The sequence below is a fragment of the Paenibacillus sp. SAFN-117 genome, from assembly GCF_051966115.1.
GTDB lineage: Bacteria > Bacillota > Bacilli > Paenibacillales > NBRC-103111 > Paenibacillus_L > Paenibacillus_L residui.
Genome location: NZ_JBQCLK010000010.1, coordinates 45,917 through 62,725, shown reverse-complemented (window position 1 = coordinate 62,725; position 16,809 = coordinate 45,917). Strand labels below are relative to the sequence as shown.

Here is a 16,809-nt window from a genome sequence, read left to right as displayed (position 1 = left end):
CGAATTTATTAGATTGTATATTCGGCATAGGAGTGAAAAAATTGTTACGTTACAAAATTATCGGAGTGGCCGTTAGTTCATGTTTGCTTGTCGGGATGCTGAATGCAGAAATCGTTCATGGTCAGGAGGCATCCGGGGAGTCGTTGTTCAAGCTTCAGGTTCAGAGCAATACTGCTCAAGTCGATGAAGTTCAAATGATTCAAATCACAGCCGGTACGAAAGATAAGAAATATATTAGAAGTACAGTAGACCGGCTGAATGTTCGTACAGGACCCGATTTGAACTCATCCGTCATCCGCAAGATAGACCAAACGAACCGATATGAAGTCTTGGACGAGCAAGAAGAATGGGTGAAAATCCGTTTGCCGGACGAAGGAGAAGGCTGGATATTCAAGGAATTTACCGAATATGAAAATACGGAAGAACCGGCCAATCCCGAAGCCAAGCCGGCAGAAGAGAAACGAACCGATGAGGTCTGGGCCGCAAGTCTGAATGAGCCAACCGTTGTCAAGATTATCGATATTACGAATCTTCGCAGTGGACCGGACCTCGACTATGACATTACTGGCAAAGCGATGCCCGGCGAAACCTACCCGATCGTTGAGACGGATGGGGAATGGTACATGATTTCGCTGCCGGATGAAAGCACCGCTTATGTGGCAAGCTGGGTCGTAGAGACGGATTTCTTGAAGCGCAATGCAAATCTGAATCCGCCGAAGAGCACGAGCAACGTGGAATCGGCACCGATCCTGTATATTTATCATACTCATAATCGGGAATCATGGAAAAATATCGCACGCAATACTAAAGGAAGTTCTGTCGATGACCCGGAAGTTAATATTACGCTGGTTGGCAAACGCTTGGGGCAGCTCCTGCAAGAGAAGAACATTCCGGCATTAACCGGGGAGGAAGATACTGCGGAGAGATTGAAGCAGCAAAAGCTGAGCTATTCCAAATCTTATTCGGTATCGCGCCAAGCGGTAGACAAAGCAGTGGAGACTTATCCTTCCCTCTATTATTTCTTCGATATTCATCGCGATGCGGACGTTCCGCGTGAGAAAACGACGGTTACCATCGACGGAAAAACATATGCGCGTATTCTGTTTGTTATCGGTACGGCGCATTCCGGATACGAGGAAAATCAAGCCTTCGCCGAGGAACTGAATAAGTTATTGAAGAAGAAGTATCCCGGATTATCGCGAGGCGTTCTTACCAAAAGTGCTCATCAGGGAGACGGGGAATACAATCAGTCAGTCTCTCCCGGCAGTTTGTTAATGGAAATCGGAGGCACGAACAATACTCTGCAGGAAAGCTTACATACGGCGGAAGCGCTCGCTGATGTATTCGCGGAATATTATAACTCGGTTAAGTAGTACGTCGAACGCGGGTTGAGGGAAATACAGAAGGTTGGAGCCGTGGCATGATGAACAATCCTGCTGAGGCTTCAACCTCTTTTTTTCGGTTCGTGGAGAGAAAGGTAACGCCTCCCCTTTGGTAGCTTGCTGGGAAAATCCATTAGCATTCTAAATCTTAAATATAAACAATTTAGGAGGGATTATTATGCTTCCGTTATTAGGAAAGCGAGCTCCAACAATACCTGATCTATACCCCTTAAAATAAAGGAGAGAGGAGCCGGGCGAATACTTCTTTAAACCGTTGAAGTGTAGGCCTTTTTGAAAATTCCGATAACAGAACCTCCTTACTTACACTAAGGTCCGTATAGAAATCCTGAACCAGCCGTTCTACAACCTTGTGATCAAAAAAGACCGCATTGAGCTCAAATTGGCCGCAGAAGCTTCGCATATCCATATTTGCACTGCCGGAGCAAGCCAAATTATCGGAAATGAGTACTTTGGCATGGAGGAATCCTTTTTCATAGCAAAAAAACGGACACCCGCAACCAATGAACGGCATGGTCAATAACTCAGAACGGGTTCCAAAAAATGTTTAATCGTGTTTCATGCTTGGCGTCGGACCGGCATATAAATCAGACATGCCTTTCGTTCGGGAGATGGTTCGATTGCTGTCCTTCCAAAAGCTCGCAGCTATTCTAACGGGGAGCTTACTCATCGCGGCAGGAACACACTGTTTTCTTGTTCCTAATCAAATTTTGGACGGCGGAGTATTGGGAATTGCTCTCATCGTAAATTATTTATTCGGGGCCCCAATAGGGCTTGCAATGATTTTGTGCAGCATACCGCTCTTTATTTTAGCTTGGTATTATCAGAGGAGCTATTTTTACAGCAGCCTGCACGGGCTGTTACTTTCATCTTTGATCATGGATTTGGCGACCCCATTACAACACCGTATGGCTAATTATTTGGACATAACTCCTGTAGGCAGCTCTATTCTGGGCGGGTTCGTGGTAGGAACCGGAATCGGAATCATGCTGAAATATGAAACCAGCACGGGAGGGACCGATCTGCTGGCCCAATTCGTTGCCAAAGGATTAATGATTAATGTAGGAGTAATCATATTTGTATTGGATGGGATCGTTATTTCTCTTGGCGGAATTCTTGTTTCGGCGGAAACCTTCTTTCTGTCCATGCTAACCATTGCCACCGGCGGTTTAGCTACCGGCCTCTGTACGATGAAGAACAACGATCGCGAGTGATTGGCTTGCTCAGAAATAAAGAGCCGCTATACATCGGCTCTAACCATTAGAAAGCAACCATACTGACCCGGTATGGTTGCTTTCTTGGTTTCAGCGAGCTGTGCCGCCACGATTTATTGCCCAGCCGAAATGTTTAACAATTCGGGTATGGTCACTAGCTTAACCCCATCCTCCCTTAATTTCGCAATAATTCTGGGCAGGGCGTTAACGGTTCCGGTCAAGTCCTCTCCGGTTCCTCCTGCGGAATGCTGCAAGATGATGGACCCCGGAAACACATGGGCAAGAATATTCGTCTCCACTTGTTCTGCGCTTAATCCTTTCCAATCCAATGAATCGACATTCCAATTGATGATTCTTTTCTGCTGGCTGGCCAGCCATTGAATTTGTCCCTCGTTGATGTTTCCGTACGGGGGCCTGAGCAAGCTCGGCGTATAGCCGGTAAAATTACGGATAAGGCTGTCCGTTCTCGTGATTTGCTCACGGAATTTATCATCGGTCAGCTTTGGAAGGTTCGCGTGATCATACGAATGGTTCCCGATCACATGTCCTTCATCGACCATGCGTTGGACAATATCCGGATGCTTCTCCACCCGATTGCCCACTACAAAAAAGGTTGCCTTAACCCCTTCTTTCTTCAAAACGTCCAGCACTTGCGGAGTAAATCGGTCATCGGGCGCGTCATCAAAGGTTAAAGCCACTTCCCGTTTGGATGAGGGGCCGTTAAGAATGAAGGTGCTTCTGTATTTAGCACGCAGATCGCCAAGGGACAGAGGCCGGGGATCTCGGGTACCGTTTTCCGGCCCATCCGCCAAATCAGGTGTTTGGGTTAAAGGTTTTACTTGTTGTTCAGGCTGCTGCAGCGGCTCTGCTTGTTGAGTTCTTGTTGTATCCGGTGAAGCGCACCCGTTTGCGAAAAGGGTCAGAATAAGCAAAAATAACCAACGTGTTTTCATACATACCTCCTATAATGATTAATTGCTTTTCCCATAGGATTCGTTATTCGTGGCAAGGTATGCATGCGGAGTTAAAAAACGCAAATCTGAAGTTGGGATAATCATGCAAGACGGGAGTCCGCTGCAAATCTGCATGGCGTCTTGTCCAGAAAAGTTAGAATATATTGATTCTGTCCTATCCCGGAACAGGGGGAATACAGTAAACTGGAAGGAGATGCCAATAACGATTTTAAATGAAAGCGCCGGCGGGCACACGCATTATTATCTGAAAAATGACATTTAACGGGACAAGGAGGCATGATGAAACTAAAATTCGCGGATCGTCCGAACTGGACCCGGATTATCAAGAAAAGATATGTCCAAAAGTATGTACGGGATCATTGCTTTGAAGGATATATTTCGTGGCTGTTTCTGGACGAGGTCAAAGAGCCGTTAACAATGAAATACGGCAGCCAAGAGATCTGTATAGCGGATGATGGATATTTCTGGCTGATGTTTTTTCCGAACAATAAGCATCATAGCTTGACGGCTATGATAAACGAGCAAAACAAAGTGATGCAGTGGTATTTCGATATCGTGAAATCGATCAAGCTGACGGATGAAGGAATACCGGTCATTGAGGATTTGTACTTGGATTTGGTCGTATTGCCGAATGAAGAATATTACATACTGGATGAAGACGAACTGGACGCAGCATTGGAAGAAGGAGCAATAGATAGGAACGATTACCAGTTGGCGGTAGATGAACTCGAGAACCTTCGAATGAGCGTTGAACGCGGAGAGAACGTATTACTGAATAATACCGACAGATATATGAAGGCTTGGTGAATCAGACGTATGGCCTTCTTATTTCAGAGAGCGTAAATCCGAAAATCCGTATTCGGGGGAGGAATGATCGGACAATGAATAACATGTATGTACGATGGGCGTCGGCGGAGGATTCCGGTGCGCTGGTCCGTTTAAATAACAAGTTTAATGGAGTGGGAGTATCCGCTTCGGAAGTTGAGCAAAGTTTGCAAAATTCAAATGAATTAGTGGCCATTGCCGTGCTCGATGAGACGCCGGCAGGATTTGCTTGTGCCCAATTTTTTAAATCGTTTTGTTACTCCGAGCTTGTGGGGGAGATTACTGAATTGTACGTAGAGGAAGAGGCACGGGGGAAAGGGCTGGCCACTTTATTGATCCGGTTTCTGGAGGAGGAGCTTATCCGTCTTGGAGTGACGAATATCAAGGTTCTGACGGGAAATAACAATCGGGCAGGGATAAGAACCTATGAAAAATCCGGTTACAAGCTTCAGGATGAACTGGTTTTCGAAAAAGAAATATTAGGCTGAGGAAGGAGCACTAAATGAATACACGACTGATGTCCACGGCATTTCTCTTTAACGATGGCAGAATTCTGATGCTGAAACGGGCCGCGAATAGAAAAATTGCCCCAGGGTTATGGACAGGAGTAGGCGGTCACCTGGAGCCCGAGGAGATTAATAATCCCGAACAAGCCTGTATCCGAGAGATTTATGAGGAAACCGGAATTGTAAAAGAGGAATTAACAGACCTCAAGTTAAGGTACATTTTAATACGCCTGAAAGGCACGGAGATTAGAGAGCAGTTTGTTTATTTTGGAAAGACGTATAAAGAAGAAGTGATGGATACAGTCGAAGGTGATTTACACTGGATCCGGAGAGATGTGATTAATACTCTGGAAATGCCGTGGAGTATTCAAACAATGTTTGAGCATTACTTTGAGATTGGTCGAGAAACGATGAAATCCTATGTTGGAGTAATGACTGTCAATTCAGATGGTAATCCCCATATGAATTGGACTGAACTCATTGATCCGGTGAAGGTATGATCCTAATTACCTCCAAATAAACGGTTTGTATGTCGTATGTGATAATTTGAAAACAATACCCAAGCGGAGATGGAAATAGTGAAACAGAACATATATGACGAACTTGAATTCTACGAAAAATACAGCCGAATGCCTCGTTCAATTGGCGGGCTTAAGGCTGCGGGAGAATGGCATGCCTTCCGTGCGCTGCTTCCTGAACTGCGCGATAAACGTGTGCTGGATCTGGGCTGCGGCTTCGGCTGGCACTGTAGATATGCACGAGAAGAGCTTGCACGGTCGGTGGTGGGAATAGATCTCTCCGAGAAAATGCTGGCACGCGCCAGAGAAGATACGAATGATTCGGCGATCGAATATCGCCGGCTTGCCATAGAAGACATCGACTTCCCTGCAGAGGAATTCGATGTAGTTATAAGCTCGCTTGCTCTCCATTATGTTGAGCGTTTCGACATCGTCTGCCGGAAGGTCCATCATTGTCTTGTATCAGGGGGAGCTTTCGTTCTATCGGTTGAACATCCGATTTTTACCGCGCTGGCCGCCCAGGATTGGTATTACGGCCCGCAAGGCGAGCGGCTGCATTGGCCGGTGGACGATTATCAGAAGGAAGGATTGCGGCAGACTCATTTTCTAGAACATGACGTGGTTAAATATCACCGGACTGTCGCTACCTATGTGAATGCGTTAACAGAATCGGGATTCAGTATTTCGAAGCTGTCCGAGCCTCAACCGACCGTTGAATTGCAGGCGCAGATTCCCGAAATGCGGGATGAAACCCGCCGGCCTATGTTCCTGCTCATCGCCGCAGTCCGAAACTAGAAATCTGACCGATTAAAATTGAAGGGTATTAGTCCATGAAGCGTAATCAATAGCCGATAGCGGTAAGGTAAAGCCTGCAAAAGTACATCTTTCTTGTTTGTTAAAGCGCCGGTTTGGCTGTTGGGAACGAGAATTCGTGTATTTTCGCAGGCTTTTCTTCCCGACGTCATTCGCTCTAAAAAACTGTATTATCGCAGGAATTTATGCTCGCCCAAGTCAGCATTTAAAGCACCCGGTCGGCGAATGGAATCTTGCGCAGCAGACTTGCAATGGCGAAACAACATGCCGTGGCCGCCAAACCGGCAAGGATAAATTTCAGGATGTTCGGGAAAGCGGCTCCGCGCAACATATAACATATTGCGACGACGATAGGCGGGTGAATGATATAGACGGTATAGGCGGAAGCCGCCAGACGTTGCCACATAAGGCCGGATGTGTTGAAACGGTCCCGGAACCAAACGAGAAGATACATAATAATGCCGAAAGCAACAAACGGCTCCCAGAATGCGTATATGAACGCTAACCAGCTTAGCCCACCGTTGATGGAAGCATCTGGCTGCCCCAACACATCGCCGAATACTGCCGAAATGGGAAGAGCCGGAAGGGTACAGAGGGAAACTATTAGCCAAGTACGGGCGGTTTGGACCGGAAGCAATTGAAACCAATTTCGGTGGAATGCGAGAATGCCTACAATAAACAGAAAGATATACGAAGCGAAATAACCGAGCTGTAAGCCAAGAATTTCCTTACCCGTCGGCATCACCAGCCGAATCAAGAACGATGCGGAGCCGATGAGAAGCCCGGATAGGAATATGGTCCGATGGGAGGGAAATGCCGCTGCTTGCGAAGCGTCGGAGACTTCTATCCTCCTGTTATCCCACTTGCGGAACAAAACATAAGCAATGGCCATATAGAGCAAGGCTTCCACGAACCAGAGCGGCCCCCAATTTATGATGCGGAACGATAAAATTTCGTTTGAATAGAAGCTCCAGAACGGTTCTTTCCCCTCCGGCTTCATTGCATAAATCAAGGAAGGACCGATCAGAAAAACGTAGACAGCAAGAGGAATACCTAGCCGAATGAACCGGTCCTTCAGAAACGGTAAGGCTCCCTTTCGATCATAGGAACGGGGAGTGAAATAGCCCGAAATCAGGAAGAAAAAGCCCATGAAGAAAGCCTGGTTCACTCCGGTGAACAATGACAACAGCCCTTTAGTCGGCGTAAGCTCGGTTTCTGTAGATTCAATGTAATACCATGAGCCTTCTCCTCCATAAGTAATCGCCGTATGATGAAAGATAACTAGAACCGTAAGAAGGACTCTTAGATGATCGACATAAAACAAACGTGAATTTCCCACCATAGCTCCCCCCTGTTACATGTTCATGACCGCTGTTTATCCGATAATTTCTAATTGATGAAATCCCCGCTTCTATAGAAGGAAGCTGAATCTGCGAGCAGAGACTTCTTTCAGCCTTGCTTAGCGAGTTCACTGGCCTCTTTAACGATCTAAGTCGAGTTAAGCATATCACAAATTGGAACTTAATTCCTTAGCTCTTCTATAAGACAAGAGCATAATAAATGTAAGCATTTTAAAATGAACGGCTTTTCGCGAAGGAAAATGGAGTCAGGGTTTATAATAGCGTTCCCGGGTTATCGGCAATCGGACAATGAAGGTGGTTCCTTTTCCAGGAATGCTTTCCACGTCTATAGTCCCTTCGTGTGCAGTCACGAATCCTTTGGCAATGGCAAGCCCGAGTCCCATTCCGCCGCTTATCCGGGCGCGTGCTTCATCCGTCCGGTAAAACCGGTCGAAGAGATGGGGCAGATGCTCCGGTTGGATTCCCGGTCCGGTGTCTGTCACGGTGATGCGAAGATTTCCAGACGTACTGCCTTCGATGGTTTCTTGTCCGATCCCGATCGTGATTGAGCCTCCCTGAGGCGTATAATGGATGGCGTTCACAATCAGATTGAGCAAAACTTGGGTAATCCGGTTAGGATCGACCTCAACAGCAGGGACATCGCTCTCGCCCGACAAACAGATCCGGATCGATTTCTGATCGGCATCGGGAGTCACATGATCGACAATCCGATTCAAGAGGGTGGGCAGACTCGTTACTTTACGCTCCATCGGCAGTTTCCTGGCTTCAGCCAATGAAAGCAAATGCAGGTCATCCACCAATCGAGTGAGGCGAATCAGCTCATCCTGCAGGGACAGCAAGCTTTCCTGATCCATCGGTTGGCCGCTCTGCTGGGCCAGATCGAGTTTGCCGCGAATGATTGTAATCGGTGTTCTCAATTCGTGGGCTACATCGGCCACGAGACTGCGACGGACGTCTTCGGCGTTTTGAATCATCCGGGACATGTCGTTGAAGGCCTGCGCCACTTTCCCGTATTCATCCTTGGTGGTAACAGGTGCTTGTATGCCGAATTCCCCCCTCCCCAGACGGTCAATGGCCGGTATTAATTGATTGAGGGGCGCAGTTAAACGCCTAGAGAGCCAATAAGCTACCCCAAGTGAAATAATGATAAACAGGATGGCGCTAACAGTGAGTAGAAAGAGTACGGAAATCGGAATGCCGATTCGCATTTTGGATAAATAGGCGACCTGCGGGTCGTAATAATATAATACGGCAATCGTTTGTCCGTTCAGACGAACAGGCTTGGTGATCCCCAGTCTCTTGATCAGCGGATCGGTTTCGTCCCCTCCCCGCAGCAGCACATTATTATCGGTAGAGAGCACAAGAAAGCTGGCTTTATGGGCTTGGCTCCACTCGTTGAAATCAAGCTGCCGAACGCCTTCCCAGGAATGACCGTGGTTTTGGTAATAACGGACAAGCGGCTCGGCCAACGATTCTATTTCCTCGCCCCGGGTAGCCGCCACCGCCGCTTCTGTGGATTTCTGAACGACCAGATGCGTCACCAGAACGAAGACGGCACTCATGGCGACGATAAAGGAAGCCATAGCGAGAAATAACTTGCGGCTGACCTTCATGACCGGTCACCGAACCGATACCCGAATCCATATACCGTATGAATGTATACAGGATGTGAAGGGTCATCCTCGATTTTTTTGCGGATACGGCTGATATGAGCATCCACGGTTCGTTCGTCGTTCAGAATATCGTCCTCCAGCGCCGCTTGCAGTAATTGAAGGCGGCTGTATACAATTCCCGGCTTCGCCGCGATCGTCAGCAGAAGCTTGAATTCGGTAGGAGTCAGCGAGATCTCCTTCCCCCGTTTCCATACGCGGCACTGGGCTTCGGAGATCATCAGATCCATATAATCCAGAGTCTGCATCGGAATTTCGGGCCCGCCGATTCTCCGCAGGACGGATCGAATCCGGGCAGCCAGCTCCCGTAAGGAAAATGGCTTTGTCATATAATCATCCGCTCCGACCTCCAGCCCGATGATTTTATCGGTTTCCTCCGTTCTCGCTGTAACCATAATAATTCCCATCGGCCCCATTTTGCACAGCTCGCGGCAAACCTCGAGACCGCTCATCTCCGGAAGCATCCAGTCCAGCACGACTAAGGAAGGCTGCATTTCCCGGGCTTTATGAATCGCTTCCTTTCCTGTTCTTGCCGTCACGATGGTAAACCCCTCCTCCCGTAAGAAGGGCTCCACAAATTCCAGAACCTTTTCCTCGTCGTCCACCAGCAGCAGCTTGTATGACATTCCGTTCAACTTCCTATTCCACCATATTTTATTGTCATTATACTAGGTCGTTTATACATTTAGGGGAGATTTGTCAAATTTCATCAAACCCGTAAAGGTTCGTCACAAGTTCACAACATTGTGCTGGTAAGATAAAAACCATATTCAGGAGTGAAAAAGCGGCGGCTACAAACCAAAAGCCTTAAACTTCACCATCAAAGTCGGAGGGCCAGGTTGGAAAGGGGAGGGGTATTTGTGCTGGTGTGGGTATTGAATGTATTTCTTGGCGGCTGTTTCGCACTGCAAATCCAATTGGACCAGAGAGTTCAAGGATATGGTTCCTTGAGGCAGTGGCAGACCAGTATATGCACCAGCTTGTTAATCCTGGCCACCAGTTCCGCTGTGATGGTCTGCGGGCAATTGTTAGTAAAGGAAGAAGTGCTGCCTTTGGTCTGGACCGGGTGTACTTATCTCGCGCTGCTGGTTATGCTTCCGGTCATATTCAGGGAACTGTCTGTCATAACGGGAACGCCAAGCGGATTTTGTATCGGGATAAGCATTAATCTGATGGCTTTGGGAGGGATGCTCCCTGTTTCTTGGTTAACCTTCTGGCCGCCATTGATCGGAACGGCAGCCATGGCACTGTTATATGCAGGCTACTCAGGACTGCACCGGATACGGTCTCCCATTCGCTCATTGCCGCACACTACAGGAGGAGGATTGTTACTAATGTCTGTTGAAACGAAATCAAATGAACATCGTGGCAAAATATCGAGATTCCTTTTTCTGGGCTTGGCCTGGCTATTGGCTGCCTGTGTCGTGATCCAGATTTTCATCGCCGGGATGGCCGTCTTTACTTCTCCGTCCTACTGGCATAATCATATAGTGTTTGTTCACTTATTTGAGTTTATTCCGCTTTTGATGCTCATTTTCTCTTTTGCCGGCCGTCTGCCCCATTCATTGCGCTGGATGAGCGCTGCTCTATTTGTGATGATCTTTGGCCAGTTCTTTACCGCCAATTTTACCGGGGCCGGAGCATTTCATACGGTGATCGCCGCCGCGATGTTTTGGTTAGCCCTTCATGTGGCGATTCAGGCCAAGCGAATCATCTTCGGTCGGGCTAAACGTAAGGAATCACAATGAGTCTGGAAAAGGGAACAACATTAAATTCTTGTTGAAATGTATAAATAAACGCAAGGAGCAGGTGAAATTATGAAAAACTCATACCGCAAGCCATGGCTGCTTATTCTCGCTATGGGGGCTTTGGCACTCATAAGGCCGATCATGAGTATGCTGGGGTTGCTGGAACGAATAGGCCAGCCTACCGCCAGCATTGTAGTGACTATCGTTATTACCCTTATTTGGATTTCGGTAGTTGTCTTTACGCGTGTCAGGCAGCCACTGGTCGTATTGCTGTTAACCGGGATAACCTATGGAGTGTTCGCGATTCTCATTAGCGCCATTCTGTCTCCAGTCCTTACAGGTCAACTGCAAGGCCCCTTATCGAACCCGTTCGCCGTGATCAGCGTTCTGGTCACCAATGCCTTCTGGGGACTCCTTGCCGGGCTGTTGGCTTCGGCATTGCAGCGTGCGCGTCAAATGTAAGGCATGTATTGGAGAATGAGGGAATTGGAGTCCCCTTTTTTCAAGCCCGTTGTCAATCTTGAAACCGGGAAGGGGGGAAGAGACTGGATCAAGCTCCTCCCCATGGCTACAGGTAGTTCTAGAATGCCCTGAAGACGTTTGAGCACAGTTAGCGGCGCAATTGAACGAAGATGAGGCTGCTTCATATAAAAACGGAAATGTAGGGTTTCCCGCTTCTTTCCGTTTTTTGGTTTTTAGATTATATCCTAATGTCTAATGATGATCCAAGGGCATCAGAACAATTGATATTAACACTTAAATCGAATGTTTCAATACATACAGAGTCGTTTGGACAGAGAAGTAGATATCGCCGGCATCTGTAATCGTCGCTGCCCGGATTTTGCCAGGCAGTTCGGACAGGACGGACGATTTCCCGCTTAGCAGATCGATTTCATATAACGTTGTTCCGCAGAAGGCGCCGACCTTCCGATCATCCAATTTTATAATCCACTCGCACTCTTCGGAAACCGGTATGTCTAGAACAAATTTGCGAAGGTCCGTATCGTAAATTCGGATTTGTCCGCCGATACTTGCAGCAACCCTGCCGTTAATCGCGCACAAGCCGGAATTCGGTTCATCGCCTTGAGACAGCTTCTCGGTATGAATCAGTCCCGAGCCCGGCTTCCATATCGCAAGATGACAGCATATGTCGCGGCGGGCTTCCAGTCCGTTGGCATGGCCATTTGTCGTAAAATAAATATAATTGCCGTCCGCTGCCAAACCGGAGATCGCCTGCCCGGGAATCGGGTCGTACCAGCTATCGACCTCCATTGTTTCGGGATCTATCCGCGAAAGTCCACCGCCGTATATCCCGTATTTGGCCCACCAGCCCGTCCAAATGCCACGTCAGGACCTCTGACACTTCGACCGTGCGGCCGTATCAAATCCGGTCCTACCGATTGCAGCGACTTGGGATTGACATTGTTTAATTGGTCCCAGGGCTGGTTCGGATCGTAAACGATATGATCCCCTCCGACGTATGAGGTCATGAATAGACGTTCGCCAACGAACACCATGCCGTACACCTCGCCTCCATGGTTGCATACCGAAGAGGAATTCCAGTACTCCCCCGTTGTCGGATTGAAGCGAAAGATGGTCTGGCCGAAGCCGCTGGCTCCCCAAATATGGCCCCCGTTGTCGGGCGCAAGCGCAAACACTTCCGTCTCTGGAGCCTCAACAGGAATAGGCTTTAACTTAATGTCAAGCGGCTTTTCATAATCGGATTTGGAAGGCGGGGCATCGATGATGAAATAATCCTGTCCCCTGAAGCCGGCCAATCTGTTATTGTTCCACGGGATAAAGGGAATCTTCTGCCCGTTCGGCAAAGTGACGGCCTTCGGTTTGAGCTGTTCTGTATAACCATTGTCTTCGATCGGCAACAACGACTTTGGATCATAAAATGCTAAGACTCCATTATCTTCCGTACAAATGAACTTCTCGTTAATTTCCCTAACGGCTGCACCTGGCGTACTAAATGGCAGAAAAGTCCCGCTGTCGATATGATAGGCTTTCAACCCATTCGTATCAAATCCGAAGTTCACGATGATATAGCCCGGTGCTTGACCGTAAACGGGACGAGTATACAAGTTTTTCGCGTTATCGGATACTCTGCCAAGGTTAACCAACGTATGGGCAGCCGGGTCGTACTGCATCAAGGAACATCCGGGATAAGTACCACCGTATACTTTGTCGTCGGAGCCGATTGTCAGCTGCCAGAAATACGATTCTCCGACGGACGGCAGCGGTTCAGCCCAATGCCTTGTTTTTAAATCAAAGACGTGCAAATAAGCTTGGTCCACGCAGGTACCGATCACAAGCTTCTCATCATGCCAATTTACAATGCCCCATGCCCCGTTGCCTTCAGGCAAAACAAACGATTCCCCGTCACCCGTCAAAACATCGATAAAAACAATAGTTCCGGTAGCCCCCAAAGCAAAGTTCGAAAGAACATACTTTTCTCTGCCGTCCCATGGATCGATTATTGAGGTATGCCCCAGAATGTTGAAGTTCCTACAGGGCTGCGCAACATATTCGTACTGCGCTTTCGTTATATCGTTCAATGGTGACACCTCCTTTAGTACTTGTATATGAGTTGTATTTTGGTTTGAGTGTATTACTTGGAAGACAAGCCGTCAATTTAAAGACATATTATCGTTATTTTAAGCTATTAGGTTTGCCGACGATCTAACTGTATTTTTTCGAGGTATATTCGTATGAGAATCATTTTGGAATCAGGAATTATATGGTATATTCACTACTATAGAATCGAAATGGGAATTATTCCCTTTTGCAAATTCAGGAAAAGGATCTGATTAGGATGATCGATTACAACCGTCTGATACATTTTGTCAAACCTTATTATGAGAAGAAAGATATTATGCACGATTTAACCCATATCGACAGAATGATCCGGTCCGCTAACCAATTATTAAAATTTTATCCGGAAATTACTGACCATGATTTAATCAAATACGCCTGCTACTTTCATGGATTTATTTACTTGGATGAGGAACGAATTAGAAGCTTTTGCACAGATCGTTTACGATGAAATGCAGCAGTTTGCGGAACAATTTATTAGGGACTTGCGAGCCGGACTTGAAGAAGTGTAGTCCTTTTTCCTTTTGGAGGCACCTGTTAATTATGTTCCCGAGGTCATTCGAATAGATGCAGACGGAATGAAGTATCAGGTTGGAGAACTAAAGAAATTTTTTAACCTGACAAGCTGCAGCAGGAGAAAGGGGAAGACAATGAATCATTTTATGATTGGCCAGTATGGAGGATTTGACTACAACAAGTACCTTCGCGATTATAAGGATGGCTTCTACGGGATAGAGGCCTGCCTTTTTAATGGAAAACAAGACGGTCAAAATTCAATTTGAGCATAGATCGGACTTGATCAGCGATGCGGATTTAGAGAGGGGTTACCGTTGGGTGGACGAGGTGTTGAAAGGCGGGTCGTCCTCTTAAAGATTTCGTTAAGTAAAAACAAGAAGGGTTGACAGCTTTTGGAATCGCGTGTTACGATGTTTCATGCAAAACTCATCCATTTGAGAACAAGGAGGTATAGGACCATGATCCAGCAAGAGAAATATACTCATTTTTTCTGCCAATGGGAGCTTCATGCGCTTTCCTGTACCCCATATTGCGTTATGCGCCGCTTTCCTGTGCCGATACAGCGTCTGCTTGGTACAGACGCGACTTCTTCTTAAGGAGTTTTTTCGGTATCTATACATGGGCTGCGTATTTCGCAGCCTTTTTCTATTGGTTTTTCTGTACAATGCAGCTTTTTTCACTAAATCATGGATAGGTCAAGTCATAGATGTTGCTGCTTCTTACGGCGACTGGCAGACGAACGGGTGATTCCCGTCCCTATCCGTCCAACCCTGTCGAGAAATAACTGAATAGTCTGAAAGTAATCGGAAATAGCGGCCATTCGGATAGTGTAAAAGAAAGACAGGAATAATATGCACAGGAGCGGAATGGGGAATGCTCCGCAAACGAACGAAAGGATGGAAGTACATTGTACTGGTGACGACTATGACATTAAACCAACGAATTCCCGTGCAAGGTGAACTGAAATTCCAGAATGTGACGGAAAGCAGGCTTTCCATTGATGATGTGCTGCAGCGCATTTTGCGTTTTATGGCTCAAGATCCCGCATCTCTATATCATTTTGTTATCGGTTCTGACAGCCAGGTCTATCGCGGTTATACGAAATTTGTGACCGGCATCGTCATCCATCGGCCAGGCAAGGGCGCTTGGGCCTGCTATCGGCAGGTTATCGTACCCAGAGAAATGACTTCCGTGAAGGAAAAGCTGTCTATGGAGACATCGCTTTCCCAGGAGGTGGCTTCTTATTTCGCGGGAGATGCGGTGCACCAAATGGAAGAAGTGCTTCTCCCTTATGTTTATCAAGGAGCATCACTGCAATCATTCATCGACATTGATGCCGGGACGAGGCCTATTGTCAATAAAACGTCTCTCTACGTCCAAGAGATGGTCGAGCGGGTGGAGGCCATGGGCATTTATCGGGCTCGGGTGAAGCCGGAATCTGTAGTGGCTTCGTCATATGCCAACCGCTACACGAAAAATCCTTCCCGCAAGGTGATGTAGCTGCTTCGGTGGCAGCAGGTAGTAAATGATTATAACTAAACTGTCCGCAGGAGGGCTGTTGACGGGACGGCTGCCTGCGGTTAAGATGAATATACCATTTATTAGAAAGGAGGCCGATGAAGATGACAGGTCAACTCGATCATTTGACAACCGCATATGATACGCTTGTTTCTCTTATCGGCCTCTCCGGTGCATAGAAGCTATACCAGTCCGGGAAGCTCCACCCTGATTTAAAGTATGCTTATACCGGATCATGGACGATAGAGCCATGGTCTTTTTTTATTTCCGGGTCCCCGGCGGCCTTAAACGGGCCTGTAATCGAAACAATGTAAGTAGACAGTTACTTTACTTGGCAAGACCGCAGGCATTGGAGCCCGTGGTCTTTTTTATTCAAACCAATAAAAGTATTGTTGGAAGTCAAATGGGTAATGTCATTCGTGAAATCCGAGCATGACAAAGGGCGCTTAAAGCGCTGGCTGCGAGATTGGAAACAAAGGTGCGTTTCTATGCTTGAGAAATTACTTACATAGAGTCAGAGGGGGAAAAATTGTGTTAAACAAAAAGGAAGAAATCAGTCTCAGCAAATTCATGACGAAAATATTGAGGCATACTCCGCAAGAATACGGAATTGTGTTGGAGTCGCGGGACGGTTCCTGTCCTACAGCAGCTTTGCTGCAGGCGGTCCGCTCCCGGCCGAAATGGAAGGCGGTGACGATGGAAGAAATCGAGCAGGTCGTCCGCAACTCCGACAAACAGCGTTTCGAAATCATCGGCGACCGGATAAGGGCTAGATACGGGCATAGTCACCAGAAACTAAGCTACGAGCCCGGTCAGCCCCCGGATGTGCTGTATCACGGGACGAATATGTTTGTCCTGCAGGAAATACTGGCAGAGGGAATCCGCCCGATGGGCCGTCAGTACGTCCATCTTTCCGAAGGGCTTCATTTTGCTTCGTTGGCGGGCCAGAGGCGCGGGCAGTTGGTCATTCTTGCTGTCGATACCCGCAAGGCGCATGAACAAGGCACACAATTCTACTATGCCGGTAATGAGGTATGGCTGGCCGATGAAGTTCCGGCCGACTGCTGCTCCCCGTTGGAAACGGCTCTTAATCCGTAAATAGAACTCTTGACAAGTTCAAGCGGGTGCGTAAATATTTGGATTAGACT

The 16,809-nt window shown here is 47.4% G+C and carries 17 protein-coding genes; 10 read left to right on the top strand and 7 right to left on the bottom strand.

The genetic code is table 11. The features are described from left to right. Nucleotides 1-41 precede the first annotated feature (41 nt). On the top strand, nt 42-1,373 hold the full coding sequence (gene spoIIP, locus ACTHRH_RS08640) for a stage II sporulation protein P (RefSeq protein WP_379290746.1): 1,332 nt from the start codon (nt 42-44) through the stop codon (nt 1,371-1,373). A gap of 238 nt (nt 1,374-1,611) precedes the next feature. On the opposite strand, the gene ACTHRH_RS08635 is transcribed toward spoIIP, so the two are convergent. Continuing rightward, on the bottom strand, nt 1,612-1,914 hold the full coding sequence (locus tag ACTHRH_RS08635; RefSeq protein WP_144935001.1) for a phospholipase D-like domain-containing protein: 303 nt from the start codon (nt 1,912-1,914) through the stop codon (nt 1,612-1,614). Between the two features lie 106 nt (nt 1,915-2,020). Between ACTHRH_RS08635 and ACTHRH_RS08630 the strand changes: the two genes are divergently transcribed. Continuing rightward, nucleotides 2,021-2,614: a YitT family protein gene (locus ACTHRH_RS08630; protein WP_379290743.1), complete on the top strand. Its 594-nt coding sequence runs from the start codon at nt 2,021-2,023 to the stop codon at nt 2,612-2,614. Between the two features lie 113 nt (nt 2,615-2,727). Here ACTHRH_RS08630 and ACTHRH_RS08625 read toward each other — a convergent pair whose 3' ends face one another. Next, on the bottom strand, nt 2,728-3,567 hold the full coding sequence (locus ACTHRH_RS08625; protein WP_440415058.1) for a polysaccharide deacetylase family protein: 840 nt from the start codon (nt 3,565-3,567) through the stop codon (nt 2,728-2,730). Between the two features lie 297 nt (nt 3,568-3,864). Between ACTHRH_RS08625 and ACTHRH_RS08620 the strand changes: the two genes are divergently transcribed. From ACTHRH_RS08620 to ACTHRH_RS08605, 4 genes are all read left to right on the top strand, one after another. Further along, nucleotides 3,865-4,395 carry a DUF402 domain-containing protein gene (locus tag ACTHRH_RS08620; RefSeq protein WP_150960103.1) on the top strand — a complete coding sequence of 177 codons (531 nt, stop codon included), beginning with the start codon at nt 3,865-3,867 and terminating at the stop codon, nt 4,393-4,395. 74 nt (nt 4,396-4,469) lie between these two features. Then, on the top strand, nt 4,470-4,901 hold the full coding sequence (locus ACTHRH_RS08615) for an N-acetyltransferase family protein (protein ID WP_440415056.1): 432 nt from the start codon (nt 4,470-4,472) through the stop codon (nt 4,899-4,901). A gap of 14 nt (nt 4,902-4,915) precedes the next feature. Then, nucleotides 4,916-5,419 (top strand): NUDIX domain-containing protein, encoded by a 504-nt coding sequence (locus tag ACTHRH_RS08610; RefSeq protein WP_440415054.1) that lies wholly within the window; start codon nt 4,916-4,918, stop codon nt 5,417-5,419. A gap of 78 nt (nt 5,420-5,497) precedes the next feature. Beyond that, nucleotides 5,498-6,232, top strand: coding sequence for a class I SAM-dependent methyltransferase (locus tag ACTHRH_RS08605; protein ID WP_150960100.1), 735 nt, complete (start codon nt 5,498-5,500; stop codon nt 6,230-6,232). A 223-nt stretch (nt 6,233-6,455) separates the two neighbouring features. Here the strand turns inward: ACTHRH_RS08605 and ACTHRH_RS08600 are convergent, their stop codons facing one another. The 3 genes from ACTHRH_RS08600 to ACTHRH_RS08590 all read right to left on the bottom strand — a co-directional run bounded on the left by ACTHRH_RS08600 (nt 6,456) and on the right by ACTHRH_RS08590 (nt 9,907). Next, complete coding sequence (locus ACTHRH_RS08600) at nt 6,456-7,592, bottom strand: acyltransferase family protein (RefSeq protein WP_379290733.1); 1,137 nt, start codon at nt 7,590-7,592, stop codon at nt 6,456-6,458. Nucleotides 7,593-7,856: 264 nt separating this feature from the next. Beyond that, nucleotides 7,857-9,224 (bottom strand): sensor histidine kinase, encoded by a 1,368-nt coding sequence (locus ACTHRH_RS08595; protein ID WP_440415051.1) that lies wholly within the window; start codon nt 9,222-9,224, stop codon nt 7,857-7,859. Then, nucleotides 9,221-9,907 (bottom strand): response regulator, encoded by a 687-nt coding sequence (locus ACTHRH_RS08590; protein WP_144934977.1) that lies wholly within the window; start codon nt 9,905-9,907, stop codon nt 9,221-9,223. The genes ACTHRH_RS08595 and ACTHRH_RS08590 overlap by 4 nt, the downstream gene beginning before the upstream one ends. Nucleotides 9,908-10,141: 234 nt before the next feature. Here ACTHRH_RS08590 and ACTHRH_RS08585 point away from each other — a divergent pair, with 234 nt between their 5' ends. Beyond that, a complete protein-coding gene (locus tag ACTHRH_RS08585) occupies nt 10,142-11,029 on the top strand; it encodes a DUF6220 domain-containing protein (RefSeq protein ID WP_440415048.1) in 888 nt (295 codons plus the stop codon). Between the two features lie 69 nt (nt 11,030-11,098). Then, the gene (locus ACTHRH_RS08580; protein ID WP_150960097.1) at nt 11,099-11,491 is read left to right on the top strand and encodes a hypothetical protein; all 393 of its coding nucleotides are present in this window, start codon (nt 11,099-11,101) and stop codon (nt 11,489-11,491) included. 294 nt (nt 11,492-11,785) lie between these two features. Here the strand turns inward: ACTHRH_RS08580 and ACTHRH_RS08575 are convergent, their stop codons facing one another. Next, the gene (locus ACTHRH_RS08575) at nt 11,786-12,301 is read right to left on the bottom strand and encodes a hypothetical protein (RefSeq protein ID WP_440415046.1); all 516 of its coding nucleotides are present in this window, start codon (nt 12,299-12,301) and stop codon (nt 11,786-11,788) included. 11 nt (nt 12,302-12,312) lie between these two features. Next, nucleotides 12,313-13,590 (bottom strand): hypothetical protein, encoded by a 1,278-nt coding sequence (locus ACTHRH_RS08570; protein ID WP_440415044.1) that lies wholly within the window; start codon nt 13,588-13,590, stop codon nt 12,313-12,315. A 1,477-nt stretch (nt 13,591-15,067) separates the two neighbouring features. Here ACTHRH_RS08570 and ACTHRH_RS08565 point away from each other — a divergent pair. Continuing rightward, complete coding sequence (locus ACTHRH_RS08565) at nt 15,068-15,643, top strand: ribonuclease H-like YkuK family protein (protein ID WP_144941714.1); 576 nt, start codon at nt 15,068-15,070, stop codon at nt 15,641-15,643. A 549-nt stretch (nt 15,644-16,192) separates the two neighbouring features. Then, complete coding sequence (locus ACTHRH_RS08560) at nt 16,193-16,759, top strand: RNA 2'-phosphotransferase (protein WP_379290718.1); 567 nt, start codon at nt 16,193-16,195, stop codon at nt 16,757-16,759. Nucleotides 16,760-16,809 lie beyond the last annotated feature (50 nt).

Excerpts from the sequence above, each read along its gene's own strand:
- ACTHRH_RS08565 (WP_144941714.1), top strand. The coding sequence starts at position 15,068 with ATGACATTAAACCAACGAATTCCCGTGCAAGGTGAACTGAAATTCCAG.
- ACTHRH_RS08600 (WP_379290733.1), bottom strand. The coding sequence starts at position 7,592 with ATGGTGGGAAATTCACGTTTGTTTTATGTCGATCATCTAAGAGTCCTT.
- ACTHRH_RS08575 (WP_440415046.1), bottom strand. The coding sequence starts at position 12,301 with ATGGAGGTCGATAGCTGGTACGACCCGATTCCCGGGCAGGCGATCTCC.
- ACTHRH_RS08580 (WP_150960097.1), top strand. The coding sequence starts at position 11,099 with ATGAAAAACTCATACCGCAAGCCATGGCTGCTTATTCTCGCTATGGGG.
- ACTHRH_RS08635 (WP_144935001.1), bottom strand. The coding sequence starts at position 1,914 with ATGCCGTTCATTGGTTGCGGGTGTCCGTTTTTTTGCTATGAAAAAGGA.
- ACTHRH_RS08595 (WP_440415051.1), bottom strand. The coding sequence starts at position 9,224 with ATGAAGGTCAGCCGCAAGTTATTTCTCGCTATGGCTTCCTTTATCGTC.
- ACTHRH_RS08590 (WP_144934977.1), bottom strand. The coding sequence starts at position 9,907 with ATGTCATACAAGCTGCTGCTGGTGGACGACGAGGAAAAGGTTCTGGAA.
- ACTHRH_RS08615 (WP_440415056.1), top strand. The coding sequence starts at position 4,470 with ATGAATAACATGTATGTACGATGGGCGTCGGCGGAGGATTCCGGTGCG.
- ACTHRH_RS08625 (WP_440415058.1), bottom strand. The coding sequence starts at position 3,567 with ATGAAAACACGTTGGTTATTTTTGCTTATTCTGACCCTTTTCGCAAAC.
- ACTHRH_RS08620 (WP_150960103.1), top strand. The coding sequence starts at position 3,865 with ATGATGAAACTAAAATTCGCGGATCGTCCGAACTGGACCCGGATTATC.
- ACTHRH_RS08610 (WP_440415054.1), top strand. The coding sequence starts at position 4,916 with ATGAATACACGACTGATGTCCACGGCATTTCTCTTTAACGATGGCAGA.